This window comes from Thermasporomyces composti, from assembly GCF_003386795.1.
Classification (GTDB): Bacteria; Actinomycetota; Actinomycetes; order Propionibacteriales; family Actinopolymorphaceae; genus Thermasporomyces; species Thermasporomyces composti.
Genome location: NZ_QTUC01000001.1, coordinates 512,978 through 536,536, shown reverse-complemented (window position 1 = coordinate 536,536; position 23,559 = coordinate 512,978). Strand labels below are relative to the sequence as shown.

The 23,559-nt window shown below is 70.3% G+C and carries 18 protein-coding genes and 1 pseudogene; 11 read left to right on the top strand and 8 right to left on the bottom strand.

What is annotated here, in order from left to right; all coding sequences use genetic code 11:
- Positions 1–243 precede the first annotated feature (243 nt).
- A pseudogene (locus DFJ64_RS19810) lies at positions 244–477 on the top strand (helix-turn-helix domain-containing protein); the annotation flags it as partial.
- Between the two features lie 403 nt (positions 478–880).
- Here DFJ64_RS19810 and DFJ64_RS02325 read toward each other — a convergent pair.
- On the bottom strand, positions 881–1,672 hold the full coding sequence (locus DFJ64_RS02325; RefSeq protein WP_115848940.1) for a DNA-formamidopyrimidine glycosylase family protein: 792 nt from the start codon (positions 1,670–1,672) through the stop codon (positions 881–883).
- Between the two features lie 121 nt (positions 1,673–1,793).
- On the opposite strand from DFJ64_RS02325, the gene DFJ64_RS02320 reads away from it, so the two are divergent.
- Positions 1,794–2,390, top strand: a complete 597-nt coding sequence (locus DFJ64_RS02320; protein ID WP_115848939.1) for a nitroreductase family protein — start codon at positions 1,794–1,796, stop codon at positions 2,388–2,390.
- A 48-nt stretch (positions 2,391–2,438) separates the two neighbouring features.
- On the opposite strand, the gene glpK is transcribed toward DFJ64_RS02320, so the two are convergent.
- Positions 2,439–3,947 carry a glycerol kinase GlpK gene (glpK, locus tag DFJ64_RS02315; RefSeq protein WP_115848938.1) on the bottom strand — a complete coding sequence of 503 codons (1,509 nt, stop codon included), beginning with the start codon at positions 3,945–3,947 and terminating at the stop codon, positions 2,439–2,441.
- Positions 3,948–4,022: 75 nt separating this feature from the next.
- On the bottom strand, positions 4,023–4,745 hold the full coding sequence (locus DFJ64_RS02310; RefSeq protein WP_115848937.1) for an MIP/aquaporin family protein: 723 nt from the start codon (positions 4,743–4,745) through the stop codon (positions 4,023–4,025).
- A gap of 191 nt (positions 4,746–4,936) precedes the next feature.
- Between DFJ64_RS02310 and DFJ64_RS02305 the strand changes: the two genes are divergently transcribed.
- Positions 4,937–6,655, top strand: a complete 1,719-nt coding sequence (locus DFJ64_RS02305; protein WP_115848936.1) for a glycerol-3-phosphate dehydrogenase/oxidase — start codon at positions 4,937–4,939, stop codon at positions 6,653–6,655.
- Between the two features lie 109 nt (positions 6,656–6,764).
- Here DFJ64_RS02305 and DFJ64_RS02300 read toward each other — a convergent pair whose 3' ends face one another.
- The 3 genes from DFJ64_RS02300 to DFJ64_RS02290 all read right to left on the bottom strand — a co-directional run bounded on the left by DFJ64_RS02300 (position 6,765) and on the right by DFJ64_RS02290 (position 12,712).
- Complete coding sequence (locus DFJ64_RS02300) at positions 6,765–7,160, bottom strand: PPOX class F420-dependent oxidoreductase (protein ID WP_115848935.1); 396 nt, start codon at positions 7,158–7,160, stop codon at positions 6,765–6,767.
- Positions 7,161–7,247: 87 nt separating this feature from the next.
- Positions 7,248–7,739 (bottom strand): metallophosphoesterase family protein, encoded by a 492-nt coding sequence (locus DFJ64_RS02295; RefSeq protein WP_115851763.1) that lies wholly within the window; start codon positions 7,737–7,739, stop codon positions 7,248–7,250.
- A 47-nt stretch (positions 7,740–7,786) separates the two neighbouring features.
- Positions 7,787–12,712 carry an Lhr family helicase gene (locus DFJ64_RS02290; RefSeq protein ID WP_425452155.1) on the bottom strand — a complete coding sequence of 1,642 codons (4,926 nt, stop codon included), beginning with the start codon at positions 12,710–12,712 and terminating at the stop codon, positions 7,787–7,789.
- Between the two features lie 221 nt (positions 12,713–12,933).
- On the opposite strand from DFJ64_RS02290, the gene DFJ64_RS02285 reads away from it, so the two are divergent.
- The 4 genes from DFJ64_RS02285 to DFJ64_RS02270 are packed head-to-tail and all read left to right on the top strand — an operon-like array spanning position 12,934 to position 16,974.
- Entirely contained in the window at positions 12,934–14,076 is a 1,143-nt protein-coding gene (locus tag DFJ64_RS02285; RefSeq protein ID WP_115848934.1) for an extracellular solute-binding protein, read from the top strand.
- Between the two features lie 21 nt (positions 14,077–14,097).
- Complete coding sequence (locus tag DFJ64_RS02280) at positions 14,098–14,994, top strand: ABC transporter permease (protein WP_211310465.1); 897 nt, start codon at positions 14,098–14,100, stop codon at positions 14,992–14,994.
- Entirely contained in the window at positions 14,991–15,878 is an 888-nt protein-coding gene (locus DFJ64_RS02275) for an ABC transporter permease (protein ID WP_115848933.1), read from the top strand. The genes DFJ64_RS02280 and DFJ64_RS02275 overlap by 4 nt, the downstream gene beginning before the upstream one ends.
- Positions 15,879–15,885: 7 nt before the next feature.
- Entirely contained in the window at positions 15,886–16,974 is a 1,089-nt protein-coding gene (locus DFJ64_RS02270; protein WP_115848932.1) for an ABC transporter ATP-binding protein, read from the top strand.
- 131 nt (positions 16,975–17,105) lie between these two features.
- Here the strand turns inward: DFJ64_RS02270 and DFJ64_RS02265 are convergent, their stop codons facing one another.
- Both DFJ64_RS02265 and DFJ64_RS02260 read right to left on the bottom strand, forming a co-directional pair.
- Positions 17,106–18,434 carry a WD40/YVTN/BNR-like repeat-containing protein gene (locus DFJ64_RS02265; protein WP_115848931.1) on the bottom strand — a complete coding sequence of 443 codons (1,329 nt, stop codon included), beginning with the start codon at positions 18,432–18,434 and terminating at the stop codon, positions 17,106–17,108.
- Positions 18,422–19,003: a SigE family RNA polymerase sigma factor gene (locus tag DFJ64_RS02260; protein WP_245941260.1), complete on the bottom strand. Its 582-nt coding sequence runs from the start codon at positions 19,001–19,003 to the stop codon at positions 18,422–18,424. The genes DFJ64_RS02265 and DFJ64_RS02260 overlap by 13 nt, the downstream gene beginning before the upstream one ends.
- A 249-nt stretch (positions 19,004–19,252) precedes the next feature.
- Here DFJ64_RS02260 and DFJ64_RS02255 point away from each other — a divergent pair, with 249 nt between their 5' ends.
- The 4 genes from DFJ64_RS02255 to DFJ64_RS02240 all read left to right on the top strand — a co-directional run bounded on the left by DFJ64_RS02255 (position 19,253) and on the right by DFJ64_RS02240 (position 23,523).
- Entirely contained in the window at positions 19,253–20,326 is a 1,074-nt protein-coding gene (locus tag DFJ64_RS02255; RefSeq protein WP_115848930.1) for a glucose-1-phosphate thymidylyltransferase, read from the top strand.
- Positions 20,327–20,383: 57 nt separating this feature from the next.
- Positions 20,384–21,382, top strand: a complete 999-nt coding sequence (gene rfbB / locus DFJ64_RS02250) for a dTDP-glucose 4,6-dehydratase (RefSeq protein WP_115848929.1) — start codon at positions 20,384–20,386, stop codon at positions 21,380–21,382.
- Positions 21,383–21,406: 24 nt separating this feature from the next.
- Positions 21,407–22,273 carry a dTDP-4-dehydrorhamnose reductase gene (rfbD, locus tag DFJ64_RS02245; protein ID WP_115848928.1) on the top strand — a complete coding sequence of 289 codons (867 nt, stop codon included), beginning with the start codon at positions 21,407–21,409 and terminating at the stop codon, positions 22,271–22,273.
- A 266-nt stretch (positions 22,274–22,539) separates the two neighbouring features.
- Positions 22,540–23,523: a class I SAM-dependent methyltransferase gene (locus DFJ64_RS02240; RefSeq protein ID WP_211310463.1), complete on the top strand. Its 984-nt coding sequence runs from the start codon at positions 22,540–22,542 to the stop codon at positions 23,521–23,523.
- The last annotated feature ends 36 nt before the right edge of the window (positions 23,524–23,559 follow it).

Genomic DNA, 23,559 nt, shown 5'->3' with positions numbered 1-23,559 from the left:
TCTCGTTGGCGGACTCTCGTTGGCGGATCGGAATATCGGGCTGTCTGGTCCGGTTGGTCCGGTAGGGGTCGTCCGGCGGGGACGCCAGGCTCCGGCAGTCGACCGCACGGGTGATAAGACCAGAGTCATGGGTCGTCAGTTGACGGTCGTCCCGGGTACGGTGGGTGCTGCCTGGGCGCGTATCAGTGTCGTGCGTCCCTTGTCAGCGAGTGTCCACAGTCGGAGATGCGGAGGGAGTGAAGGATGGTCCTGGTTCGGCACGTGATCGGTGGCGTGCTGCGCCGCCAGCGCCTGCGGCAAGGGCTCACTCTCCGCGAGGTCTCCCGGGACGCTCGGGTCAGCCTCGGATACATCTCCGAGATCGAGCGCGGGCAGAAGGAAGCCTCGAGCGAGTTGCTCTCCGCGATCTGTCAGGCGCTCGACGTTCCCTTGTCCGAGGTACTGCGCGAGGTCTGTGACGAGATCGACAAGGTCGAAGCTGCGGCGGCGCTCGCGGCCGGCTCGACCACGGCGCCGCGAGGTGTGCCGTCTCGGCACCTGAACTCCACCCCGATCGGTGTCGCCGAGGTTGTCGAAGCCAACGGCGCTCCGGCCGACGCCGCAGACGAGCAGCCGAGCCGGACCAGACGACGCCGGGTCAGCCGACCGACACTCGACCACGCGGTCGTCGACGACGTTCCGCCGGGCGTCGTGGAGAAGATCGAGCCTCGCGTGGTGGAGTCGGCGCGGGTGGAGAAGGCTCGCCTCGACGAGGGCGAGCTCGTCGACGCCGCGGACTCGCACGACGTCGTCGCCGCGGCCTGACCACCGCTTCCCCCACGGGGCGACTGACGTTCGTCGTGGACGGTGGTCGACTGGCGCCGGCTGCCGTGCGGCATGGTCACGTGGGTCGCTCGGGTTGGCAGGTGGGGCACCAGAATGTGACGCGTTCCTGCCCTGGGGGTCCGAGGAAGGCGCGCCGAACGGTCGTCCCACAGCGTCGGCACGGCTGACCAGCGCGGCGGTAGACCCAATGCTCCTGCCCCCTTCGGGGGTCTCCCGTGGTCGTCTGCTCGGGGTGTTCGCGATTGACCCACAGGAGTCGGTGGGCGAGGCGGACCAGCTGGTCGAGGTCACCGACGTCACGCACGGGCGTGGCGGGATGCACGCCACGGAGGAACAGCAGCTCGGCCCGGTAGAGGTTGCCGATTCCGGCGAGGTTGCTCTGGTCGAGCAGCGCCTCACCGATCGAGCGATCCGGATCGCGCATCAGCCGCCGAACCGCCTCGTCAGGATCCCAGTCCGCGCCCAGCAGGTCGGGACCCAAGTGGCCGATGAGCTGTGACTCCTCCTCGAGCGGCACGAGGTCGACCCGGGCGAGATTCCGGCCGACCACGACGTGACGCGCGGTCGCCAGGGCTACTCGGACGGGCTCGCGCGTCCCTGGCCACCATCGGCCAGCGCGATGGATGCGGTACGAGCCGTCCATGCCGAGGTGCGTGTGGAGGGTGAGGTTCGGCTCGATCCGGGTCAGGAGGTGCTTCCCTCGGGAGAGCACCTCGAGCACACGCCGGCCCACCAGATCGGCCGTGGCGAATCTGGGCACGCGGAGCTCGGCGCGGACCAGGACCTGGTCGGCGAGGACCGTGTGCAGGCGCCGCGCGGTGAGCCACACGGTGTCGCCTTCAGGCACTGCACACCAGCGCGTCCGACGTGATCTTCACCAGGGTCCTCACCAGGCCATTCTCGCCCGCGGGCGTACGATCGGCTGCCGAGGCCGGCAGGGTCTCCGGCCGGGGAGCGGAAGGCGAGGCGTGGAGTTCCAGGACGTCGTACGGCGACGCCGCATGGTGCGCAACTTCGACCCACGGCCGGTCGACCCGGCTGTGGTGACCCGCGTTCTCGGCAACGCGATCCGCGCGCCGTCGGCGGGCTTCACCCAAGGGTGGAGCTTCCTGCTCTTGGACACCCCGGAGGACGTGGCGCGGTTCTGGGAGGCGGCCACTCCTCCGGGTCGGGGTGTCGACACCTGGTCGCGGGGCCTGCGACGAGCGCCCGTGCTGATCGTGCCGATGTCGTGCAAGCGCGCCTACCTCGACCGCTACGCCGAGCCCGACAAGGGCTGGACCGACCGCGACGAGTCGCGGTGGCCGGTGCCGTACTGGCACATCGACACCGGCATGGCCACCCTGCTCATGCTGCTCACCGCCACCGACGAAGGGCTGGGCGCCTGCTTCTTCGGGATCCCACCCGAGCGCCTCGAGACGTTCCGTGCGGCGTTCGGGGTGCCCGAGGACCAGACGCCCATCGGCGTCGTCGCGCTCGGCCACCGAGCGCCCGACCGTCCGTCGCCCTCGCTGCGACGGGGTAGGCGAGGCTTGGACGAGGTGGTCCACCGCGGCCGGTGGTAGGCGCGCTGGAAGGGCGCGCTGCAGGCGCGCGTCAGTCCACCCAGTCGGTCAGTCCACCCAGTCGAAGGTTCGGGTGACCGCCTTCTTCCATCGGGCGTATTCGCGCTCGCGTACCTCGGCGTCCATGTTCGGCAGCCAGCGCTTGTCCTCCTGCCAGTTCCGCCGAAGGTCGTCCTGGTTGGACCAGTACCCCACGGCCAGCCCGGCGGCGTACGCGGCGCCCAGCGCGGTCGTCTCGGCCACCTGCGGACGGATCACCGGAACGTCGAGGATGTCGGACTGGAACTGCATGAGCAGCTCGTTCGCCACCATGCCGCCGTCGACCTTCAGCTCGCTCAACGCCACGCCCGAGTCGGCGTTCATGGCGTCGACGACCTCGCGAGTCTGGAAGGCGGTCGCCTCCAGCACGGCACGCGCGATGTGGCCCTTGTTGACGTAACGCGTGAGGCCGACGAGCACGCCACGCGCGTCCGACCGCCAGTAGGGCGCGAACAGCCCGGAGAACGCCGGCACGAAGTAGGCTCCGCCGTTGTCCTCGACGGTGCGGGCGAGGTCCTCGACCTCCGGGGCGCTCTTGATGAGCCCGAGGTTGTCGCGCAGCCACTGCACGAGGGAGCCGGTCACCGCGATGGAGCCCTCCAGGGCGTAGACGCACGGGCCGTCGCCGATCTTGTAGCACGCGGTCGTGATCAGGCCGTTCTCACTGCGCACCCGCTCGGTGCCGGTGTTGAGCAGGAGGAAGTTCCCGGTGCCGTAGGTGTTCTTGGCCGTACCCACGTCGAAGCACACCTGGCCGAACGTCGCGGCCTGCTGGTCACCGAGCGCGGAGGCGATGGGAACCCCCGACGACATCCAACCTCCAGCGCGACCCGGCGCGTAGACCTCGGAGGAGGAACGGATCTCCGGCAGCATCGACAGGGGGATGCCCATCTCGGCCGCGATGTCGGCGTCCCACTGGAGCGTCTCGAGATCCATCAGCATCGTGCGGGACGCGTTCGTCACGTCCGTGATGTGGAGCCCTCCGTCGGGGCCACCCGTGAGGTTCCACAGCAGCCAGGTGTCGATCGTGCCGAAGAGCAGCTCACCGCGTTCGGCCTTCTCCCGAGCGCCTTCGACGTTCTCCAGGATCCACATGACCTTCGGGCCCGAGAAGTACGTGGCCAGCGGGAGGCCCACGCGATCGCGGTAGCGATCCGCGCCGCCGCCCAACGCGCCAAGCCGCTCGCAGATCTCGGCGGTGCGGGTGTCCTGCCACACGATCGCGTTGTAGACCGGCTTCCCCGTCGACCGCTCCCACACCAGGGCGGTCTCGCGCTGGTTGGTGATGCCGATGGCGGCGATGGAGCTCGCGTTGAGGCCCGCCTTGGCGAGGGCTCCGGCCGCGACCTCACGGGTGTTGGTCCAGATCTCCTCGGGATCGTGCTCGACCCAGCCCGCGCGGGGGAAGATCTGCTTGTGCTCGACCTGGTGGCTGCTGACGACTCGACCGAGGTGGTCGAAGATCATGCACCGAGTGCTGGTCGTTCCCTGATCGATCGCGGCGACGTAGTCGGTCATCGAATCTCCACTCGCTGATCGGTGAGTGTGGGGGTAGCGTACGGAGCGCCGACGGAGGTCGGTAGGTGGCGTGGGTCAGGTGGCGACGCGCGAGAGGAGCGCCGCGAGGACACCGCCAACGAGTGGTCCGGCGACCGGGACCCACGAGTAGGACCAGTCGCTGCTCCCTTTGCCCTTGATCGGCAGGGCCGCGTGGGCGATGCGCGGCCCGAGGTCGCGGGCCGGGTTGATCGCGTACCCGGTCGGACCGCCGAGGGACGCGCCGATGCCCACCACGACCAGCGCGACGCCGAGCGGGCCGAGCCCGGACGGTGTGTGGCCGTACACCAAGACGACGTAGACGAGGACGAACGTCGCCACGACCTCGGTGAGGAAGTTCCACGGGTAGCTGCGGTACTGCGGTCCGGTGGAGAACACCGCGAGCTTGTCGGCCGGGGCCTCCGTGCGTTGGAAGTGTTCTCGATAAGCGAGCCAGGTCAAGACGGCGCCGAGAAATGCGCCGACAAATTCTCCGACGAAGTAGGCGATGGTATTCGCGAAGGTGACCGGAATGCCAGGCGCATAACTCGACGCGCCACTCACCAGGATGCCGACCGTGACCGCAGGATTGATGTGTCCGCCCGAATGGAAGGCCGCGTAGACCCCGGCGAAGACGCCAAGACCCCACCCGAAGCAGATCAGCAGCCAGCCATCGGCGTGTCCCTTCGTGTTCTTGAGCAGATTGTTCGCGACGACGGAGCAGCCGAGCAGGGTCAGCAGCATCGTCCCGACGGTCTCGGAAAGGATGATCTTCCACATCGTTGCGACCTCCTGCCGGGCCGTCCTCGGTGTGGTTTCCTGAGAACGGTGTGGGCATCGCGCGCGTCGTGTTTTCAGCGCTATCCGTTGTGAGGATCCGCTGTGAAGATCCTGCCGACTGTGTTGATCCTTCGCTCGCGAAGTAAAAAATCCTCGTAGAATCGTCGGAACTTATCGGGGGAGATAGTGTTGTGAGAAATTCAGCGAGGCTCGGCCCCGCCGAACGAGCGCAGGCGTGGAGGCGGTTCGGCCGCGAGCCGTTCGACGTGCTCGTCATCGGTGGCGGTGTGACCGGCGCGGGCACGGCGCTGGACGCGGTGACCCGGGGGTTGCGCACGGCGTTGGTCGAGGCGCGGGATTTCGCGAGCGGGACCTCGAGCAGGTCCAGCAAGCTCTTCCACGGGGGTCTGCGCTACCTGGAGCAGCTGAACTTCGAGCTCGTCGCGGAGGCGCTGCAGGAGCGCGACCTCATGCTCTCCCGCCTCGCACCACACCTGGTCAGGCCAGTGCCGTTCGTCTACCCGCTGCGCCACCGGTTCTGGGAGCGTCCCTACGTCGGTGCGGGCCTGATCCTGTACGACACGATGGCGCGACGTCGGACGACCCCGATGCACCGGCACCTGACCCGGGGCAGCGCCCTCAAACTGTGTCCGGCGTTGCGGCGGGACTCCCTTGTCGGTGCGATTCGCTACTACGACGCCCAGGTGGACGACGCCCGCCACACGCTCACCGTGGTTCGGACCGCCGCGCGCTACGGGGCGGTGGTGCGCAACTCCTCCGAGGTCACCGGGTTTCTCCGCGAGGGCGGACGGATCGTGGGCGCGCACGTGCGCGACGTCGACTCCGGCGCGACCACGACGATCCGGGCCAAGGTGGTCATCAACTGCACTGGTGTGTGGACGGACGACGTGCAGCGGCTGACCGGCGGTCGTGGGCGGTTCCGAGTGCGGGCGTCGAAGGGCGTGCACATTCTCGTTCCGCGGGACCGGATCCCGTCGGAGGTCGGCCTGATCCTGCGGACGGAGCAGTCCGTGCTCTTCGTCATCCCGTGGGGCAACCACTGGATCGTCGGCACGACGGACACGGACTGGAATCTCGACAAGGCGCATCCCGCGGCGAGCCGGGCCGACATCGACTACCTCCTCGCACACGTCAACGACGTGCTGGTGGAGAAGCTCACACCCGACGACATCGAGGGGGTGTACGCCGGCCTCCGCCCCCTGCTGGCGGGGGAGTCTGAGCAGACCAGCCAGCTGTCGCGTGAGCACGCCGTGGCCCGGCCGCTGCCAGGCCTCGTCTCGATCGCGGGTGGCAAGTACACGACGTACCGGGTCATGGCCAAGGACGCCGTGGACGCCGCACGGGCCGACTTGGATCCGTCGGTGCCGGACTCGGTCACCGAGAACGTGCCCCTGCTGGGCGCGGAGGGGTACCACGCGCTCGCCAACCAGGTCGAGACGCTCGCGGATGAGTACGGATTGCCGGTGTGGCGGATGCAGCGGTTGCTCGGGCGGTACGGCTCCCTCATCGATGAGGTGCTGGAGCTGGCCGAGCACGACCGCACGTTGCTGGAGCCGCTGCCCGGCGCCGGGGAGTACCTCGCCGTCGAGGCGCGCTACGCCGCGACGCACGAGGCCGCCGTCCATCTCGACGACGTGCTGGCCCGTCGGACTCGGATCTCCATCGAGACCGCGCACCGGGGAACGGAGACGGCGGCGGCCGCGGCGGGCTGCGTCGCGGACGTGCTCGGCTGGGACGAGGACCGGGTTCGGACCGAGGTCGAGATTTACAAGGCGCGAGTCGCGGCGGAGCGGGAGTCCCAGCGCAAACCGGACGACCTGAGCGCCGACGCCGAGCGGCTGCTGGCGCCCGACACCCGTGAGCTCGCGGTCGGTCGCGCCCTGCTGTGACGAGTGACGGTGTGCCGGGGGGCTGGGGCCGTCACACCAGAAAACGTCACACCAGAAAACGTCGCGCCAGAGAACGTCGCGCCGGCGCGCCTACCCGGGGAGCGTCGGCTCAGTCGAAGCCCCACGCGTGGTAGGAGCTGATCTCCAGCCACGCGGTCACCCGCGGACGCTCCCGGTTCCAGTAGGGCTTGCCGGTGTAGTGGCGTGCCAGGCGGTCGATGTCGACCAAGTCAGGGTCGGGCTGGAGCGTCACCGTGCCCTGCAGGCTGATGTGGCGGTACCAGGAGTCGTCGTCCAACACGGTGAGGGAGACGCGCGGGTTGACACGCAGGTGACCCAACCGGGCCCGGCCGGCGTCCATGTTGAGCAGGATCCGTCCGTCATCCCACAGATACCAGGTCGCCACGCTGACCGGCGTCCCGTCTGGACGCACGGTGGCCATCACTGCGGGATTGGGCTTGGTCAGCGTCTGGATCAAGTGCGCCGGCAGGGGCGGCGTGGGCACGGGGCCTCCTTTCCGCTGACGACCACGGCCACGAACCGCCCCGATGATAGGGCGGCCCGCCGGGCCGCCGGACGGCCGGCGGGCGCCCTACGTGACGGGGACGATGCGCACGTCCAGGACCCGGCCACGTTCGACGTCGACGATCCCGATCGTGCCGTGGGGTTGCCGACGCCGGTCCGTCGGTGAGCCCGGGTTGACGAACCAGACCCCGTCGTCCTCCTGGACCCACGGGATGTGGGAGTGGCCGAACACCACGAGGTCGGCCTCGGGGAACCGGCGGCGCAGCCGGTGCGCGCGACCTTTCGTCGGACCGCTGTCGTGCACCATGGCCACCCGGACGCCGTCGAGGGTCAGCTCGAGCTCCTCCGGAGCTCCCCACGCGGCGACGTCCGGTCCATCGTTGTTCCCGCGTACGACGTGGACCGGCGCGAAGGCGGAGAGCTCGTCGAGAACGCCGGGGACGCACACGTCCCCCGCGTGCAGGATCACGTCCGCCGTCCGCGCGTGCTGAGCGACACGCTCAGGGCAGGAGCGCCAGCGACGGGGCGCGTGGGTGTCGGACACCACCAGCAGTCGCATCCTGTTCTCGTCCTCTCCCGCGGTGGTCGGAGCCTCGCACTCGGCGCTCACCCGCGTAGGCGCAGGCCGCGAGGCGTGACGTAGAAGCCCGCCGCGGCGAGAGCGGAGGCGAGCGGGCTCTCGCCGTCCGTGTGCGCCCTGAGCACCGCCTCGCCGTCGACCCGCTCGACGCTCAGCTTGCCGAGGACGCCTTCCCGCACGGCCAACGCCAGGGCGTCCACCGCGGGCTGCAGCACCCCTGGGTCGTCGCTCCAGGTCAGCAACGTCCGACCACCCCGTTCGACGTACAGCACGAGCCGACCGTCGACCAAGACGACGAGCGCGCCCGCCTTCCGGCCCGGCCGGTGCCCGGCGGACTCCTCCTGCACCTGGTGAGGGCGGGGCGGCCAGGGGAGTGCCGCGCCGTAGGGGTTCGCGGGGTCCGTCGCGGCCAGCACGAGGGTACGAGTGGAACGGTCCGCGACCGTCCGCTCCCGCACCACCGCGAGGTCCAGGGGCGCGCCGTCGGTCCGTGCCTCCTGCGCCATCGCGCGGAGCTGATCGACCGCCCCCGGCACCCCGAACTGCGCGGCGCCCAACCCTGCGACGAAGTAGCCCCGACGGCAGCGGCCCGCCTCCTCGAAGGCCGAGAGAACCTGGTAGGCGGCGGCGAAGCCACCCGGGATCCGCTCGGCGACCACGGCGCCACGAGTGAGGATGCCGTGACGATCGAGCAGCACCTCGGCGATCGCGTGGGCCCGGCGGGTGGGGTCCGGATCCCGCTCCGGCAGTCGCGACCACCGGCCGGCGGCGATCGGTGGCCCGGTCCGGGTCGGCAGCGCCGGCCGGCCGCGCAGGGACGGCCGACCAGCGAATCTCGCCCGGGTCGGCGTCGTCCGCTGTCGGTGCGCCGGCGATCCGCCGGACAGCAGCGCCCGCAGCGGGGCGGCGGTATCGCAGGTGACGTACCCCGCCCAGACCAGGTCCCACAGGGCGGTGACCAGCGCCGCGTCGGTCACGAGGGTCGGATCGCCGGCGTCCTCGTGGGCCTGGTCCGACGGGCGCTCGTCGAGGAGCAGGCGCTGGACGGCGTCCGCCAGCGGTCGGAAGAAGTAGCCACCGCCGGGTTCGAGGACCCGCAGGATCGCGCGGTGCAGTGGTCCGGGTTCGAACGCGGGGTCCGGTTCGGGCAAGGTCAGCGGCGCGGTGTCGGCGAGGTGCAGGGAGATCCACCCGTCGGTGCCGGGGAGGGATCCGTGACCGGCCCACAGCACCTCGCCGGAGGCGGTCAGCTCGTCCAGCATGGCGGGGGAGTAGTCGGCGACTCGCACGGCGAGGACGAGCCGTTCGAGCGCCGACGCCGGCACCGCGCACCCGGCCAGCTGCTCCACCACCCGGAGCACGCCCTCTGTCCCGCGAAGCCGGCCACCCACGTGCTGCCAGACCGGCAGGAAACGGGCCAGGGTCTCCGGCTCGGCGGGCTCGACCTCGCGGCGGAGGGCGGCGAGTGAACGCCGCCGCAGGAGTCGGAGCACACCGGCGTCGCACCACTCGCTTCCGGACAGGCTCGCGTCCACGAACGCGTCCGAGTCCGCGGCGAGCCCATCACCAGCGCCGTCGGAGGGCGGGCTGGTCCAAGGCGACCTTCCGAAGGTGCCTTCGACGACCCGTCCCTCGGCCGCCAGGCGGCGCAGGGTCGTGAGGACGACGGCGACGCCCAGACCGAAGCGGTGGGCCACGTCGACGGCGTGGAAGGGCCCGTGGGTCCGGGCGTAGCGGGCCACGAGGTCGCCGAGGGGGTCAGCGACCGGCTCGGTGAACGCCTCCGGGACCCCGACCGGCAGGGGAATGCCCAAGGCGTCGCGCAGCCGTCCCGCGTCCTCGATGGCCGCCCACCGCTCGACCGGCTCCGCCTGCTCGCCGGCTCCAGCCGGGTGGGTCGCCGGTCCGCGCACGCGAATGACCCGTCGCGCACGCTCCAGCTCCGCCAGCCACGCGGCGGCTCGGTCAGGCTCGGCGCAGCGTGCCGCGACCTCCTCGGTGGACAGCGGCCCGAGCAGCCGGAGCAGGTCGGCGACGCCCTCGAGGTCGCGGCAGCGACGGTCGGGGGTGAGCCGCTGGAGCTCCGCCTCGGTGTGGGCGATCACCTCAGGGTCGAGCAGGTCCCGCAGCTCGGCCTGGCCGAGCAGCTCCGCCAGCAGGGACCGGTCGAGGGAGAGCGCGGCGGCCTTCCGCTCGGCCAGAGGCGCGTCCCCCTCGTACATGAACGCGGCGATGTAGCCGAAGGTCAGCGACTTGGCGAACGGCGACGGCTCGCTGGTCTCGACCTCCACGACGCGGATCCGGCGGGCGGCGATGCCGCGCAGCACCTCGACGAGGCCCGGCAGGTCGTAGACGTCCTGCAGGCACTCCCGCACCGTCTCCAGCACGATGGGGAACGACCCGTACTTGCTCGCCACCGCGAGCAGCTGCGCCGACCGTTGGCGCTGTTGCCAGAGCGGAGACCGCCGTCGAGGGTCCCGACGTGGCAGGAGCAAGGCGCGGGCGGCGCACTCGCGGAACCGTGCCGCGAAGAGCGCCGACCCACCGACCTCCTCGGTGACGATCTGCTCGATCTCGTCGGGATCGAACAGCGCGAGGTCGGCGCCGGGTGGGGTGTCCTCGGTGTCGGGGATGCGCAGCACGATGCCGTCGTCGGCGTGGATGGCCTGGACGTCGACGCCGTACCGCTCGCGCAACCTGGCGGCGATGGCCAGTGCCCACGGAGCGTGCACCGCCGCGCCGTAGGGGCTGTGCACGCACACCCGCCAGTCCCCCAGCTCGTCGCGGAACCGCTCGACGACGATCGTCCGGTCGTTGGGCAGGTGGCGCGTCGCCTGGCGCTGCTCCTCCAGGTAGTCGAGGAGGTTGTCGGTCGCCCACTCGTCGAGACCCGCGGCGCGTACCCGCTCGCGGGCCTGGTCGGGATCGAGGCGGGAGAGCTCCCGAACGAACGCGCCGATCGCCCGTCCGAGCTCGGCGGGTCGCCCGAGGGTGTCACCTCGCCAGAACGGGAGTCGGCCCGGCTGACCCGGCGCGGGGGAGACGAGCACCCGGTCGTGGGTGATGTCCTCGATCCGCCAGGAGGACGCGCCGAGCGTGAAGACGTCGCCGACCCGGGACTCGTAGACCATCTCCTCGTCGAGCTCGCCCACCCTGCTGGACTTCTCGCCGACGAGGAAGACGCCGAACAACCCCCGATCGGGGATCGTGCCCCCGCTGGTGACCGCGAGCCGTTGGGCGCCGGGGCGGGCGGTGAGGGTCCCGGCGACGCGGTCCCAGACCAGGCGCGGCCGTAGCTCGGCGAACTCGTCCGACGGGTACCGTCCGGCCAGCATGTCGAGCACCGCCTCGTAGGCCGAGCGGGGCAGGGTCTGGAACGACGCCGTCCGGCGTACGAGGTCGAAGAGGTCGTCGACGTGCCAGGTGTCGACGGACACGGCGGAGACGATGTGCTGGGCGAGGACGTCGAGCGGGTTGACCGGCACGCGGGTCTCCTCGATGAGACCAGCGCGCATGCGCTCGGCGACGACGGCGGTGGCGAGCAGGTCGCCGCGGTACTTGGGGAAGATGACTCCGCGAGAGACGGCGCCCACCTGGTGTCCCGCCCGGCCGACGCGCTGCAGACCGCTCGCCACGGAGGGCGGGGACTCGACCTGGACGACGAGGTCGACGGCCCCCATGTCGATGCCCAGCTCCAAGCTGCTCGTGGCGACGACGCACGGGAGCCGACCGGACTTCAGATCGTCCTCGATGCGTGCCCGCTGCTCCTTGCTGACCGAGCCGTGGTGAGCGCGGGCGAGGACGGCGGGAGAGCCTCGGCTCGCCCCTGACTGGGCCATGATCTGCGCCGGGATGATCTGCGCTGGGATCCTGGGCGCCGAGCTCCCGTCCGCCGCGGAGTCGACGTCCCCGTCGCCTCGTTCCTCGAGCCGAAGGGCGTGGATCTCGTTGAGCCGCGCGGTGAGTCGCTCCGCGAGCCGACGGGAGTTGGCGAAGACGAGGGTGGACCGGTGCCGCTCCACCAGGTCGGCGACCCGTTCCTCGACGTGTGGCCAGATCGAGGAGCGGCGCTCCGGGCCGGCGGCGGCGCCGAGCTGCTCCTCCATCGGCAAGGTCTGCCCGAGCTCCCCCATGTCCTCGACCGGGACGACGATCTGGAGGTCGAGCTCCTTGGCGGACGGCGGATTGACCACGGTCACCGGTGCCACGCCGCCGAGGAAGCGCGCGACCTCCTGCACGGGACGGACCGTGGCCGACAGCCCGATGCGCTGGGTGGGGCCGCGCTGGGGTCGACCGGATGGACCGGAGGGAGAAGGGCCCCCTTCACCGGTGTCCCCGTCACGGGGTGCTCCCGGCCGGCCGGCGACGAGCGCGTCGAGGCGCTCCAGGCTCAGCGCGAGGTGCGCGCCCCGCTTGTTGCCGGCGAGCGCGTGCACCTCGTCGACGATCACGGTCTCCACGCCGCGCAGCGCCTCGCGAGCTTGGGACGTCAGCAGCAGGAACAACGACTCCGGCGTGGTGATGAGGATGTCGGCGGGACGGCGGCTGAACCGGCGCCGAGCGTCGGCGGGTGTGTCTCCCGTCCGGATCGCCACCTCGATCTCGGGGGTCGGCAGGCCGAGCCGCTGCGCGGTGTGCCGGATGCCGGCGAGGGGGGCACGCAGGTTGCGCTCGACGTCGACGGCGAGGGCCTTGAGCGGCGAGACGTAGAGGACTCGGCAGCGACGGCGCCGGTCGGCGGGTGGCGAGCTGGTCGCGAGCCGGTCGAGAGCCCACAGGAACGCCGCGAGCGTCTTGCCCGACCCGGTCGGCGCCACCACCAGGCTGTGCTCGCCCCGGCTCACCGCGTCCCACGCGCCCACCTGCGCCGGCGTGGGTTCGGGGAACGACGACCGGAACCACTCCCTGGTCGCCGGTGAGAAGCGTTCGAGGACGTCACCGTGGGGCACCACCGCCCCATACTCCCTCACGGCGTCGACAGGCCCAAGGAACCCCGCGTTCGCGACGGATCCTCACAAGGCCGACGCGTCGTCGGGCCCTCGGCCGGCCGCCGTGGCGGTCGAACGGCCACCCGTCCCATCTCCGCCGAGATATTGCCTAACGCCCACCAGTCAATGTGTAATTCCCCCACCAATCGAACAGGAGGGTGCGAAGGACGACGAAGGGGTCTGTCGTGCGCACGCTCATGAAGTTTCTGGTCGCCGGGGTGGCGTCGACGGTCGCGCTCGCCGCCGCAGGCTGTGGTGGGGAAAACACGTCGGCGGGCTCGTCCGGCGAGGGCAAGACGGTCCGCCTCTACATCGGTGGTGACGTCAACGTTCGAGGGTTGTGGGAGAAGACCCTGATACCGGCGTTCCGGGAAGCGCACCCGGGCTACGACGTCCGGGTGACGTTCTCCGAGCACGGTGTCAACGACACGACGACGCTCGCGAAACTCGGCGCCGCGGTGAAGGCGGACCAGGACGCCGGCTTCGACCTCGCCGACAGCGGCCTGGTGCGCCAGGCGGCGACGTCGGGTCTGCTCGCCAAGGTCGACACGACGAGCGTCCCCAACCTCGCCAACGTCGACGAGAGCGCGCTCGAACCCGTCGACCACGCGGCCGTGCCCTACCGCGGGTCGTCGGTCGTCCTCGCCTACAACTCCTCCAAGGTGAAGGAGCCGCCGCAGACCCTCGACGAGTTGCTGGCCTGGATCAAGGCGAATCCCGGAAAGTTCACCTACAACTCCCCCAGCACCGGAGGCTCCGGCCAGTCGTTCGTAACGACGGTCCTCGACAAGTTCCTCTCCGAGGAGGACCGTCAGAAGATGGTCGAAGGGTACGTCCCCGAGCTCGAGTCGCTGTGGGACGAGGGGTTCGCCGTCCTCAAGGAGCTGCATCCCGCGATCTATCAGGGGGTCTACCCCAACGGCAACCAAGACGTCCTCAACCTCCTGGGCAAGGGGGAGATCTGGATGGCGCCGGTCTGGTCCGACATGGCGCTCTCCAGCATGGAGAGCGGCCTGCTCGGGCCGGAGATCAAGCTCACCCAGATCAGAAACCCCTCGTTCACCGGCGGTGCCGCCTACCTCGGGATGCCGAAGAACGCCCGCAACAAGGAGGCGGCGCTGAAGCTGCTCAACTGGGTGCTCGAGCCCGAGCAACAGCAGAAGATCGTCGAGGTCCTGGCCGGCTATCCCGCCATCAACCTCGAGAAGATGCCGGCCGAGGTGCAGGAGAAGTTCGCCGGGCTGGAGACCCAGAACCTCCGCCTCACCTACTCGCAGAAGATGATCAGCGACCTCAACAACCTCTGGCAGCAGAAGGTGCCAGGCTGAGCCGGCCGGGGAAACGCGCGGATGAGAAGCCAGCGGATCCGTGGCCTGCTCATGGTCGCGCCGCCCGTCCTGGTGGTGGCACTCTTCGTGGGCTTTCCGGTGCTGACTGCGGCGATGTACACGCTCGGTCACACTGGAGGGCCCAACTCGGTGGTCGCCTCGATCGGTCAGCGGCAGCACTTCGCCGACCATTGGTGGGGGACCACCGACGCGTATGCCGAGGTCTTCGCGAGCCAGCAGTTCCAGCGCAGCGTGGTCGCCACCGTGATCGTGACCGTCGTGTCGGTGGCGGTCACGCTGACGCTCGCGTGGGCGATCGCGCTGTACGTGCGACTGTCGGGGAGTCGGGTGGCGAAGGTGTTCTCCGCCCTCGCCGTCGTCCCGCTCTTCATCCCGGTGGTGATCGCGTCGTACGCCATCCTCACGTTCTACGCGTCGGACGGGTTCGTCCGGACGGTCGCGGCTCTCCTCGGCTGGGAGTCGGCGCCCACGTTCAGCTACACCATGGTCGCGGTGACGATCGCGCAGGTGTGGGTGAACCTGCCGTTCGGCGTGCTGATGATGACGTCCGGCCTCGCCGCCGTGCCCGACGTGCTCATCGACGCGGCCCGTGACGCGGGCGCCTCGCTTCCTCGTGCGGTGGTGTCGGTGCTCGTGCCCCTGAACCTCGTCCCGACGGTGATCGTCGCGTCCTTCACCGGCATCGCCGTGCTGGGCAGCTTCACGGTGCCCTACCTCACGGGGCCCTCGGCGCCCAACATGCTCGGCCCCCTCATGACCAACACCTTCGGCGCGTTCAACCAACCCCAGCAGGCGCAGGTGATGGCGATGGTGGTGTTCGCGATCGCGGCGGGCATCGGAGCGGTGTACGTCTGGGCCAACTTCCGCTCCGCCAAGCGCTCGGGAGCGGTGCTATGAGCACGGTGCAGGCGCGTCAGCGGGTCGACGAGGCGTCCGCGGTCCCGGAGCCCCGCCGGCCGGTCGTGAACGTCGTCCGCCGGGTGGTCGCCCGGGGTGTGCTCGGGTTGTGCGTGCTCCTGCTCGCGGTGTTCATTCTCGGCCCGCTCGTGTGGTTGTCCCTCCGGGCGTTCGCGGCCTCCTGGTCGTACCCCTCGCTGTTGCCGGAGAGCTGGACGCTGAGCTGGTGGCGGCAGGTCCTGGCGGACCAGACGCTGGGCAGTTCCATCCGGCTGAGCTTCACGTTCGCGCCGGTCGTCACGGCGCTCTCCGCGCTCATCTGCCTGCCCGCTGCCTACGCGTTCGCGAGGTTCAACTTCCCGGGGCGGCGGGTGCTCCTCGTCTCCCTCTTCGCGACCAACGCGTTCCCGAAGATCGGACTGTTCGTGTCGGTCGCCGGCCTGCTCTACAGCCTCCACCTCATGGGGACGTTCCTCGGCGTCGTCGTGGTCCAGCTCCTCGGCACGATCGTCTTCATGACGTGGATACCCGCGGCGGCGTTCGCGTCCGTTCCCCGCAGCCTGGAGGAGGCGGCTCGGGACGTCGGCGCGGGGCCGTTGAGGGTGTTCTTCACGGTGACGTTCCCGCTCGCCGCGCCGGGCATCCTGGTCGCGATGATCCTGTCGTTCCTCGCGTCGTTCGACGAGGCTCAGGGCACCTTCCTCGTGGGCGCGCCGAACTACATCACCATGCCGACCGAGATGTACACCCTCGTGCTCAACTACCCGGAGCAGGCCGCGGCGGTGTTCTCCATCCTGTTGTCGATCCCCTCGGTGCTGCTCATGTTGCTGGTGCGTCGGCACGTCATGGGCGGTCGTCTCGCCGAGGGTTTCCACCTGCGTTAGGGGTCAGATGAGCGACGGGTTGACGTTGCGCGGGATCACCAAGGTGCTCGGCGGGCGGACGATCGTCGACGGGTTCGACCTCGAGGTGCGCCGTGGCGAGCTGGTCTGTCTGCTCGGTCCCTCCGGTTGCGGAAAGACGACGACCCTGCGGATCATCGGCGGCTTCCTGCGTCCGGACGCGGGCGAGGTGCTGATCGACGGCACTCCGTACACCCACACGCCGCCGGAGCGGCGCCCGACCGCGATGGTGTTCCAGAACTACGCGTTGTGGCCGCACATGACCGTCTTCAAGAACGTCGCATACGGTCTGCGGCTGCGCAAGCTGCCCAAGCGGGAGGTGGCCGAGCGGGTCGAACGCGTTCTCGCGTCGGTCAACCTGACCCATCACATCCACAGCTATCCCGCGCAGATCTCCGGCGGGGAGCAGCAGCGTGTGGCGCTCGCCCGGGCGCTCGTCCTCGAGCCCAAGGTGCTGTTGCTCGACGAGCCGCTGTCGAACCTCGACGCGAAGCTGCGGGTGCGGGTACGCGAGGACATCAGGCAGATCCAACAGCGCGTCGGCATCACGACGGTGTTCGTCACGCACGACCAGGACGAGGCGCTCGCGATCTCCGACCGGATCGCTGTCATGAACAACGGTCGGATCGAGCAGTACGCCGATCCACACGCGCTGTACCGGGAGCCGGAGACCCGATTCGTCGCCGACTTCGTGGGCACGATGAACTTCCTCGAGGCCCGGGTGCGGTCCACGGGCCAGGGAGCCGTGGTCGACCTCGGCGACGGCGTGGTGGTCCCCTGCGCGGCGCCGACCGCATTGCTCGACACGCCCGGCACGGTCGGCGTCCGTCCCGAGGACGTCCAGATCGTGGCCGACGGTGACGGCGCGAAGGCGCGGATCGTCCGGGTCATGCCGCGGGGGCACTACAAGGAGATCGTGCTCGACCTCGGCGTCGTGACCGTGCGCGCGTTCGTCGGTCTGGAGCAAGGGACGGAGGAAGAGGTGCGGGTCCGCTTCGGCCGTGCGCTGGTCTACGTCGACGACCGGCTGCGTCGCGGCTCGCCCACCGCGCCGACGGGCTCGGTGGCGGCTTCCTGAGTCCCGAGAGGGCCCCGGCTACGACGGTCTGGCACGCGGTGTGACGAGACCGGAGGCCCAGGGGCTGGCCCTGGCCGGCGCCGGCTGTCGACGAGCACGCGCCTGACGCCCTCACCGTGCGGCGCACGGGCTCAGTCGACGGTCACGCGGCTCCACGTGCTGCCTTCGTCGGTGGTGCGGAAGAGATTGCCCTCGACGTCGAGGAGATAGCCGGTCCCCTCGGTGGTGAACGCGGCCATCATCGGCTCGCCCATGCCGGGAACGCTGGCGTGCCGGGCGCCGTCCGGGTCGAGCAGCATCGCGCGACCGGGAAGAGCGACCACCGCGTCACGTGCGCCGCGGGCGCTGAGCTCGGCGGCGGTGGCGGGAAGCGGTCCCGTCGGGACCTGTGTCCAGGTGAGGCCGTGGTCGGTCGACAGGTGCACGGTCTGCTGGCTGCCGCTGGGGCAGGTGAGCCACAGGGAGGCGCCGGCGGCCGTCACCTGCCCGGCGTCGAGGTCCGGGGAGCACGGCGTCTCCTGCCGGGTGAACGAAGCGCCGGAGTCGGTGGACACCAGGACGTACGCACCGGTGTCGTCGCGGTCGGTGAGAGCGAGGAGCCGATCCGTGACCGTCACCGTCCTCGGGTCGTGGATCTCGACCGGAAGCGCCCGCCAGTCCACCGTGCCGACGCGAGCCCGCCACAGCCGCCAGACGTCCCCGTCGCGGACGAGCGCGTACGCGGTCGTTCCGTCGGTCTCCACGCGCTCCACCGTGCCGGGAACGCTGCGGGTGACCGACCAGGACCGGCCGGCGTCCTGGGTCGTCCACAGAGCGCCGCCGTAGGCCCATCCGTGTCGTCCGTCCGCGGCGAACGTGAGCCAGCGCACCGTGTCCGGTCCCGTCTCGCCGTCGCTGCGAGCGAGGGCGGCCCCGATCGTGCCCGCGAGCGCGAACGTCGCCCCGCCGTCCTCGGACACGGCCACGACCGCGCCATCGACGCCGTCCGAGGTTCCCAGCACCCAGGCGGTGCTGGGGCTCGCGGCGGCGACGGCCGTCGGCGTGAAGCCGTCGGGGACGGGCGCCTCGGCCGGAGCGCGGGTGGGTCCGGCCCGGTGGGTCCGGGTCGTCGACGGGTCGGGTGTGTCGGGGACGGGAGCCCGCTCGGCTCCCGCGTCGAGCGGCGTTGGATCAGCACCGGTCGACGTCGAGGTGTCGTCACCCGCTGCGGAGCGCTCCATCATGGTCGCCGCTTCGCCCGCCCCGCTCGCCACGGTCGCCTGCTCCGAGCCCAGGAGGAGACCGACGACGCCGAAGCCGGTCGCCACGATCGTGACCGCCGCGGCAGCGAGCGCGAGCGACCGCCGCCGGCGCCTCCGGGCGGCTCCCGCGCGCACGCGGGACAGCAGCGCGGGGTCGACCGGCAGGCTCCACGCCTCGTCCCGCAGCGCTTGACGGAGGCGTTCCTCTAGCGGGTCCATGGAGTGGCCTCCTCCCCGCCGGGTTCGCTTGGGGTGCTCTCGTCCCGTCCGCTGGTTCTCGGCGCTGACACCGGCTTCCCACGCACCGGGTCGTCGCGCGTGGGGGCGGCCACGGCCGTGCTCGCCGGCGTGCTGTCGGTGGGGCGTGACAAGTGCTCCCGCAGTTTCGCGAGCGCCTTGAAGGCCTGGCTCTTCACCGTGCCGACCGAGCAGCCCAGCATCTCCGCGACCTGCCGCTCGGACAGGTCCTCGCCGTACCGGAGGACGAGGACGGTCCGCTGACGCGGTGGCAGTGCCGCGAGCGCGGCGCGCAGCTCCGGGTCGAGCATGGGCGGGTCGTCGTGGTGCGCTTGATCGGGGACCCCCTCGACGAGGTACTCACGCCGTCGGCGACGCCAGATGCTGACGTTTCGGTTGACCATGATCCGGCGGACGTAGCCTTCCGGGTCCTCGTGATTGCGAATCCGAGGCCAGGCGTCGAGAGCGCGTTCCAAGGCGTCCTGCACCAAGTCCGCGGCGGCGTCGGGGTTGCCCGTCAACATGTGGGCGAACCTCAACAATTCCGGCATGCGAGTGCGGACAAACGCATCGAACGCCTCCTCGCGGTCTCTCCGCACGCGGCTCCCTTCGCCGTGGGCGGTCGGTCCCAGGACGCCGACCGCTGCCCAGTAGGTTGCCTGACGACCCAGGTCGGGGCATAGCGGGCGCGGCAACCGTCCGTGGCCTGTGCCCGTGTGGGGAAAGATCATCACACGGCGTACCAACCACACGGTGGTGGACACGAGCGGCATGCGGTACAGCGGCTATGGTGTCGCTTCATGCGAGCTTTGGTTCTGTCCGGCGGCGCTGGTACTCGACTGCGGCCGATCACCCACACGTCGGCCAAGCAGCTGGTTCCGGTGGCCAACAAACCTGTCCTCTTCTACGGGCTGGAGGCGATCGCCGACGCCGGGATCAGGGAGGTCGGCATCGTCGTCGGCGTGGACCAGGCCGCCGAGGAGGTCAAGGAGGCGGTCGGCGACGGTTCGCGGTTCGGCCTGGATGTGACGTTCATCCCACAGGACGCGCCGCGTGGGCTGGCGCACGCCGTGCTCATCTCACGCGACTACCTGGGGGATGAGGACTTCGTGATGTACCTCGGCGACAACTTCATCGTCGGCGGCATCACGCCCTTGGTGGACGAGTTCCGCGCCACCCGTCCCGACGCCCAGATCCTCCTCCAGCACGTGCCCAACCCCAGCGCGTTCGGCGTCGTCGAGCTCGACGAGAACGGTCGGGTCGTCGGCTTGGAGGAGAAGCCCAAGCAGCCCAAGAGCGACCTCGCACTGGTCGGCGTCTACATGTTCACGCCCGTGATCCACCAGGCAGTGCGCAAGATCGAGCCGTCCTGGCGCGGGGAGCTGGAGATCACCCACGCCATCCAGTGGCTGGTCGACCAGGGATACGACGTGCGGTCCACGGTGATCTCCGGCTACTGGAAGGACACCGGGAACGTCGAGGACATGCTGGAGGTCAACCGCTCGGTCCTGGAGCGGCTCGAGCCGAAGATCGACGGATCGGTCGACGACACGTCCGAGATCATCGGCCGGGTCGTCGTCGAGGAGGGCGCGGAGATCGTCGGCTCACGGATCGTCGGCCCCGTGATCATCGGAGCGAACACCCGGGTGGTCGACTCCTACATCGGGCCGTTCACCTCGGTCCAGCACGACTGCCAGATCATCGACTCCGAGATCGAGTTCTCGATCGTCTTGCACAACTCGTCGATCCAGGGGGTACGCCGAATCGAGGCGTCGCTCATCGGCCACCAGGTCCAGGTCACGCCGGCCCCGAAGGTGCCGAAGGCGCACCGGCTGGTCCTCGGTGACCACAGCAGGATCCAGATCAGCTCGTAACAGTCAGCTCGTCACGATCGGATAGTCATGCAAGGGCAAGCCCCACAAGGTTCCACGATGTCTCGTTCGACGCCCGCGATCCTCGTCACCGGAGCGGCCGGTTTCGTCGGCTCGCACTTCGTTCGCACGCTGCTCACCGGGGGGTACCCGAGTCTGGCTGGCGCGCGGGTGACGGTGCTGGACAAGCTGACCTACGCCGGCAACCTCGCCAACCTCGACCCGGTGCGCGACCTGCCCGGCTTCTCCTTCGTCCACGGTGACATCGCCGATGCCGCCCTGGTCGATGAGGTCCTGCCGGGCCACGACGCGGTGGTGCACTTCGCCGCCGAGTCCCACGTCGACCGGTCCATCAAGGGCGCGGCCGACTTCGTGATGACCAACGTCGTGGGGACGCACACGCTCCTCGACGCCGCCCTCCGGCACGGCGTCTCACCCTTCATCCATGTCTCCACCGACGAGGTGTACGGTTCCATCCTGGAGGGCTCCTGGCCGGAGACCGACCCACTGCAGCCGAACTCGCCGTACTCGGCCTCCAAGGCCGCGAGCGACCTGATCGCGCTGTCCTACCACCGCACCCATGGGTTGGACGTGCGGGTGACGCGGTGCTCGAACAACTACGGCCCCTACCAGTTCCCCGAGAAGGTCATCCCGCTGTTCATCACGAACCTCCTCGAGGGCAAGAAGGTCCCGCTGTACGGCGACGGCCTCAACGTGCGGGACTGGCTGCACGTCGACGACCACTGCCGCGCGATCGCGCTCGTGCTGGAGAAGGGCCGTCCGGGCGAGATCTACAACATCGGGGGTGGGACGGAGCTGACCAACAAGGAGCTCACCGACCGGTTGCTCGCCGCCTGTGGCGCGACCTGGGACAGCGTCGAGTACGTCGAGGACCGCAAGGGTCACGACCGTCGCTACTCGGTCGACTGGACGAAGATCCGCGAGGAGCTCGGGTACACGCCGCAGCGGGACTTCGAGACCGGCCTGGCGGAGACCGTGGCCTGGTACCGGGAGAACCGCGCCTGGTGGGAGCCGCTGAAGAAGCGGGCAGCCCTGTGAGCGTCGTGGAGTAGGGCGAGACCCATGACCACGCTCAGGTGGATCGTCACCGGCGCCGGCGGCATGCTCGGCCACGACGTGATGGTCGCGTTGCGTGAGGCCGGTCACGAGGTGGTCGGTCTCGGTCGCGGCGACCTCGACATCACCGACGCCGACGCGGTCCGGGCCGCATTCGACCGCCACCGGCCGGACGTGGTGGTCAACTGCGCGGCCTACACCGCCGTCGACGACGCCGAGACCGACGAGGAGCGCGCGTACCAGGTCAACGCGGTGGGTCCGCGCCTCCTCGCCGAGGCGGCCGCCGCCCACGGCACCCGGTTGGTGCACGTGTCCACCGACTACGTGTTCGCCGGCGACGCCCGCGCACCCTACGCCGAGGACGCCAAGCCGGCGCCCGCGACGGCCTATGGCCGGACCAAGCTCGCTGGCGAGGAAGCCGTGCTCGACACGCTTCCGACGACCGGTGTCGTGGTGCGGACGGCGTGGCTCTACGGCGCGCACGGCGGCAACTTCGTCCGCACGATGATGCGGCTGGAGCGGGAGCGGGACACCCTCGAGGTGGTGGACGACCAGCGCGGGCAGCCCACGTGGACGGTCGACGTCGCCGAGCGCCTGGTGCTGCTGGGCGCCGATCCACGCGCGGCGGGGATCTTCCACGCCACCAGCGCGGGCGAGGCCACGTGGTACGAGCTCGCGCGGGAGGTCTTCCGACTGCTCGGCGCCGACCCCGACCGCGTCCGACCCACGACCACCGACAGGTTCCCTCGACCCGCGCCGCGGCCGGCCTACAGCGTGCTCGGCCACGCACGGTGGGCGGAGCTCGGCCTGGGGCCGATCCGGCACTGGCGCGAGGCGCTCCACGCCGCGTTCCCCACCTTGCCGAGGCCCTGACTCCACGAGGCAGGCCGTCCGGCGGCCTTCTCGATCGTGCGGGGGAGCGGCGACGGGAGGACCGTGGTCGGCGAAGGGACGTGTCGACGAGCCGTGGTCCAGCAGGGACGCGGTGCTCTGACATCGCCTCGCGGCCCTGCTCACGGCACCGTCGTGACGCAGAGTAGTGGTCCGCGCGTGTTGGAACCGCACGTCACCGACGGGCTCCTATCGTTCCCGGATAGTCCGGATCGGACGTCCGCGAGTGACGACGAGGAGCAGGTCGCGTGCATCGCCACGAGTTCCTACGCCAGCTGCACGAGGTCTACCGGCCACGCACCTACCTGGAGATCGGGGTCAACGACGGACGAAGTCTGGCGCTGTCCCGGGTTCCCACGGTCGCGGTGGACCCCGCGTTCAAGGTCGTCAAGGAACTTCGCTGCGACCTGCACCTGGTGCGCGCCACCAGCGATGACTTCTTCGCGCGCGAGAACCCTCTGGAGCACCTGCGAGGCGCCCGGGTCGACCTGGCCTTCATCGACGGGATGCACCTGTTCGAGTACGCCTTACGGGACTTCATCAACGTCGAGGCCTACACCGACTGGTCGAGTGTCGTGGTCTTCGACGACCAACTTCCTCGCAACGTCGACGAGGCGGCGCGCAACCGTCACACCGGCGCGTGGACCGGTGACGTCTACAAGATGGTCCCGGTGCTCCAGCGGTACCGCCCGGACCTACGGTTGGCGGTGGTGAACACCCGGCCGACCGGCATGATGGTGGTCTTCGGCGTCGACCCGGGCAACCGGGTGCTCCGCGACAGCTATGCCGAGATCATGGACCGCTACCTGATCCGGGATCCGCAGCAGCTGCCCGCGGAGCTGGTCGAGCGGACCTGCGCGATGCCGCCGGAGGCGCTGCTGGAAGCGCCGTTCTGGTCCGCCCTGGTCAACGGGCGTGACGGGCTGGACGACTCGTACGGGCGTGAGCAGCTGCTCGCCGACATCGACAAGGCGTTGGCGGATCTGCCCCGTCCGGCGTTGAGCGAGTGGGCGCCGGACCCGCGGCGCGGACGCGATCGCGAGTTCGATCCGTCGGTGTCGGTGGGGGAGGCGGAGATGATCGCGGAGGTCCGCCGCCGGAGGGCCGCCGAGGGACGCGCGTCCGGCGAACCGACGAGGCCGCGCCGCGCTCTCGTCCAGAGGTTGGCCCGGCGGGCGTCGTTTCTCCGTAAGGTTCCTGGCGCCCCGGCCTTGGGGCGCAAGCTGCGCTGACGCTGCCGCCGTACCTCGCCCGGCCGTCTGTCGCCG

Coding starts and splice junctions, on each gene's coding strand:
- glpK (WP_115848938.1), bottom strand. CDS start 3,947: ATGACCGACTACGTCGCCGCGATCGATCAGGGAACGACCAGCACTCGG.
- DFJ64_RS02310 (WP_115848937.1), bottom strand. CDS start 4,745: ATGTGGAAGATCATCCTTTCCGAGACCGTCGGGACGATGCTGCTGACC.
- DFJ64_RS02295 (WP_115851763.1), bottom strand. CDS start 7,739: ATGCGACTGCTGGTGGTGTCCGACACCCACGCGCCCCGTCGCTGGCGC.
- DFJ64_RS02280 (WP_211310465.1), top strand. CDS start 14,098: ATGAGAAGCCAGCGGATCCGTGGCCTGCTCATGGTCGCGCCGCCCGTC.
- DFJ64_RS02275 (WP_115848933.1), top strand. CDS start 14,991: ATGAGCACGGTGCAGGCGCGTCAGCGGGTCGACGAGGCGTCCGCGGTC.
- DFJ64_RS02270 (WP_115848932.1), top strand. CDS start 15,886: ATGAGCGACGGGTTGACGTTGCGCGGGATCACCAAGGTGCTCGGCGGG.
- DFJ64_RS02265 (WP_115848931.1), bottom strand. CDS start 18,434: ATGGACCCGCTAGAGGAACGCCTCCGTCAAGCGCTGCGGGACGAGGCG.
- DFJ64_RS02260 (WP_245941260.1), bottom strand. CDS start 19,003: ATGCCGGAATTGTTGAGGTTCGCCCACATGTTGACGGGCAACCCCGAC.
- DFJ64_RS02255 (WP_115848930.1), top strand. CDS start 19,253: ATGCGAGCTTTGGTTCTGTCCGGCGGCGCTGGTACTCGACTGCGGCCG.
- rfbB (WP_115848929.1), top strand. CDS start 20,384: ATGTCTCGTTCGACGCCCGCGATCCTCGTCACCGGAGCGGCCGGTTTC.
- rfbD (WP_115848928.1), top strand. CDS start 21,407: ATGACCACGCTCAGGTGGATCGTCACCGGCGCCGGCGGCATGCTCGGC.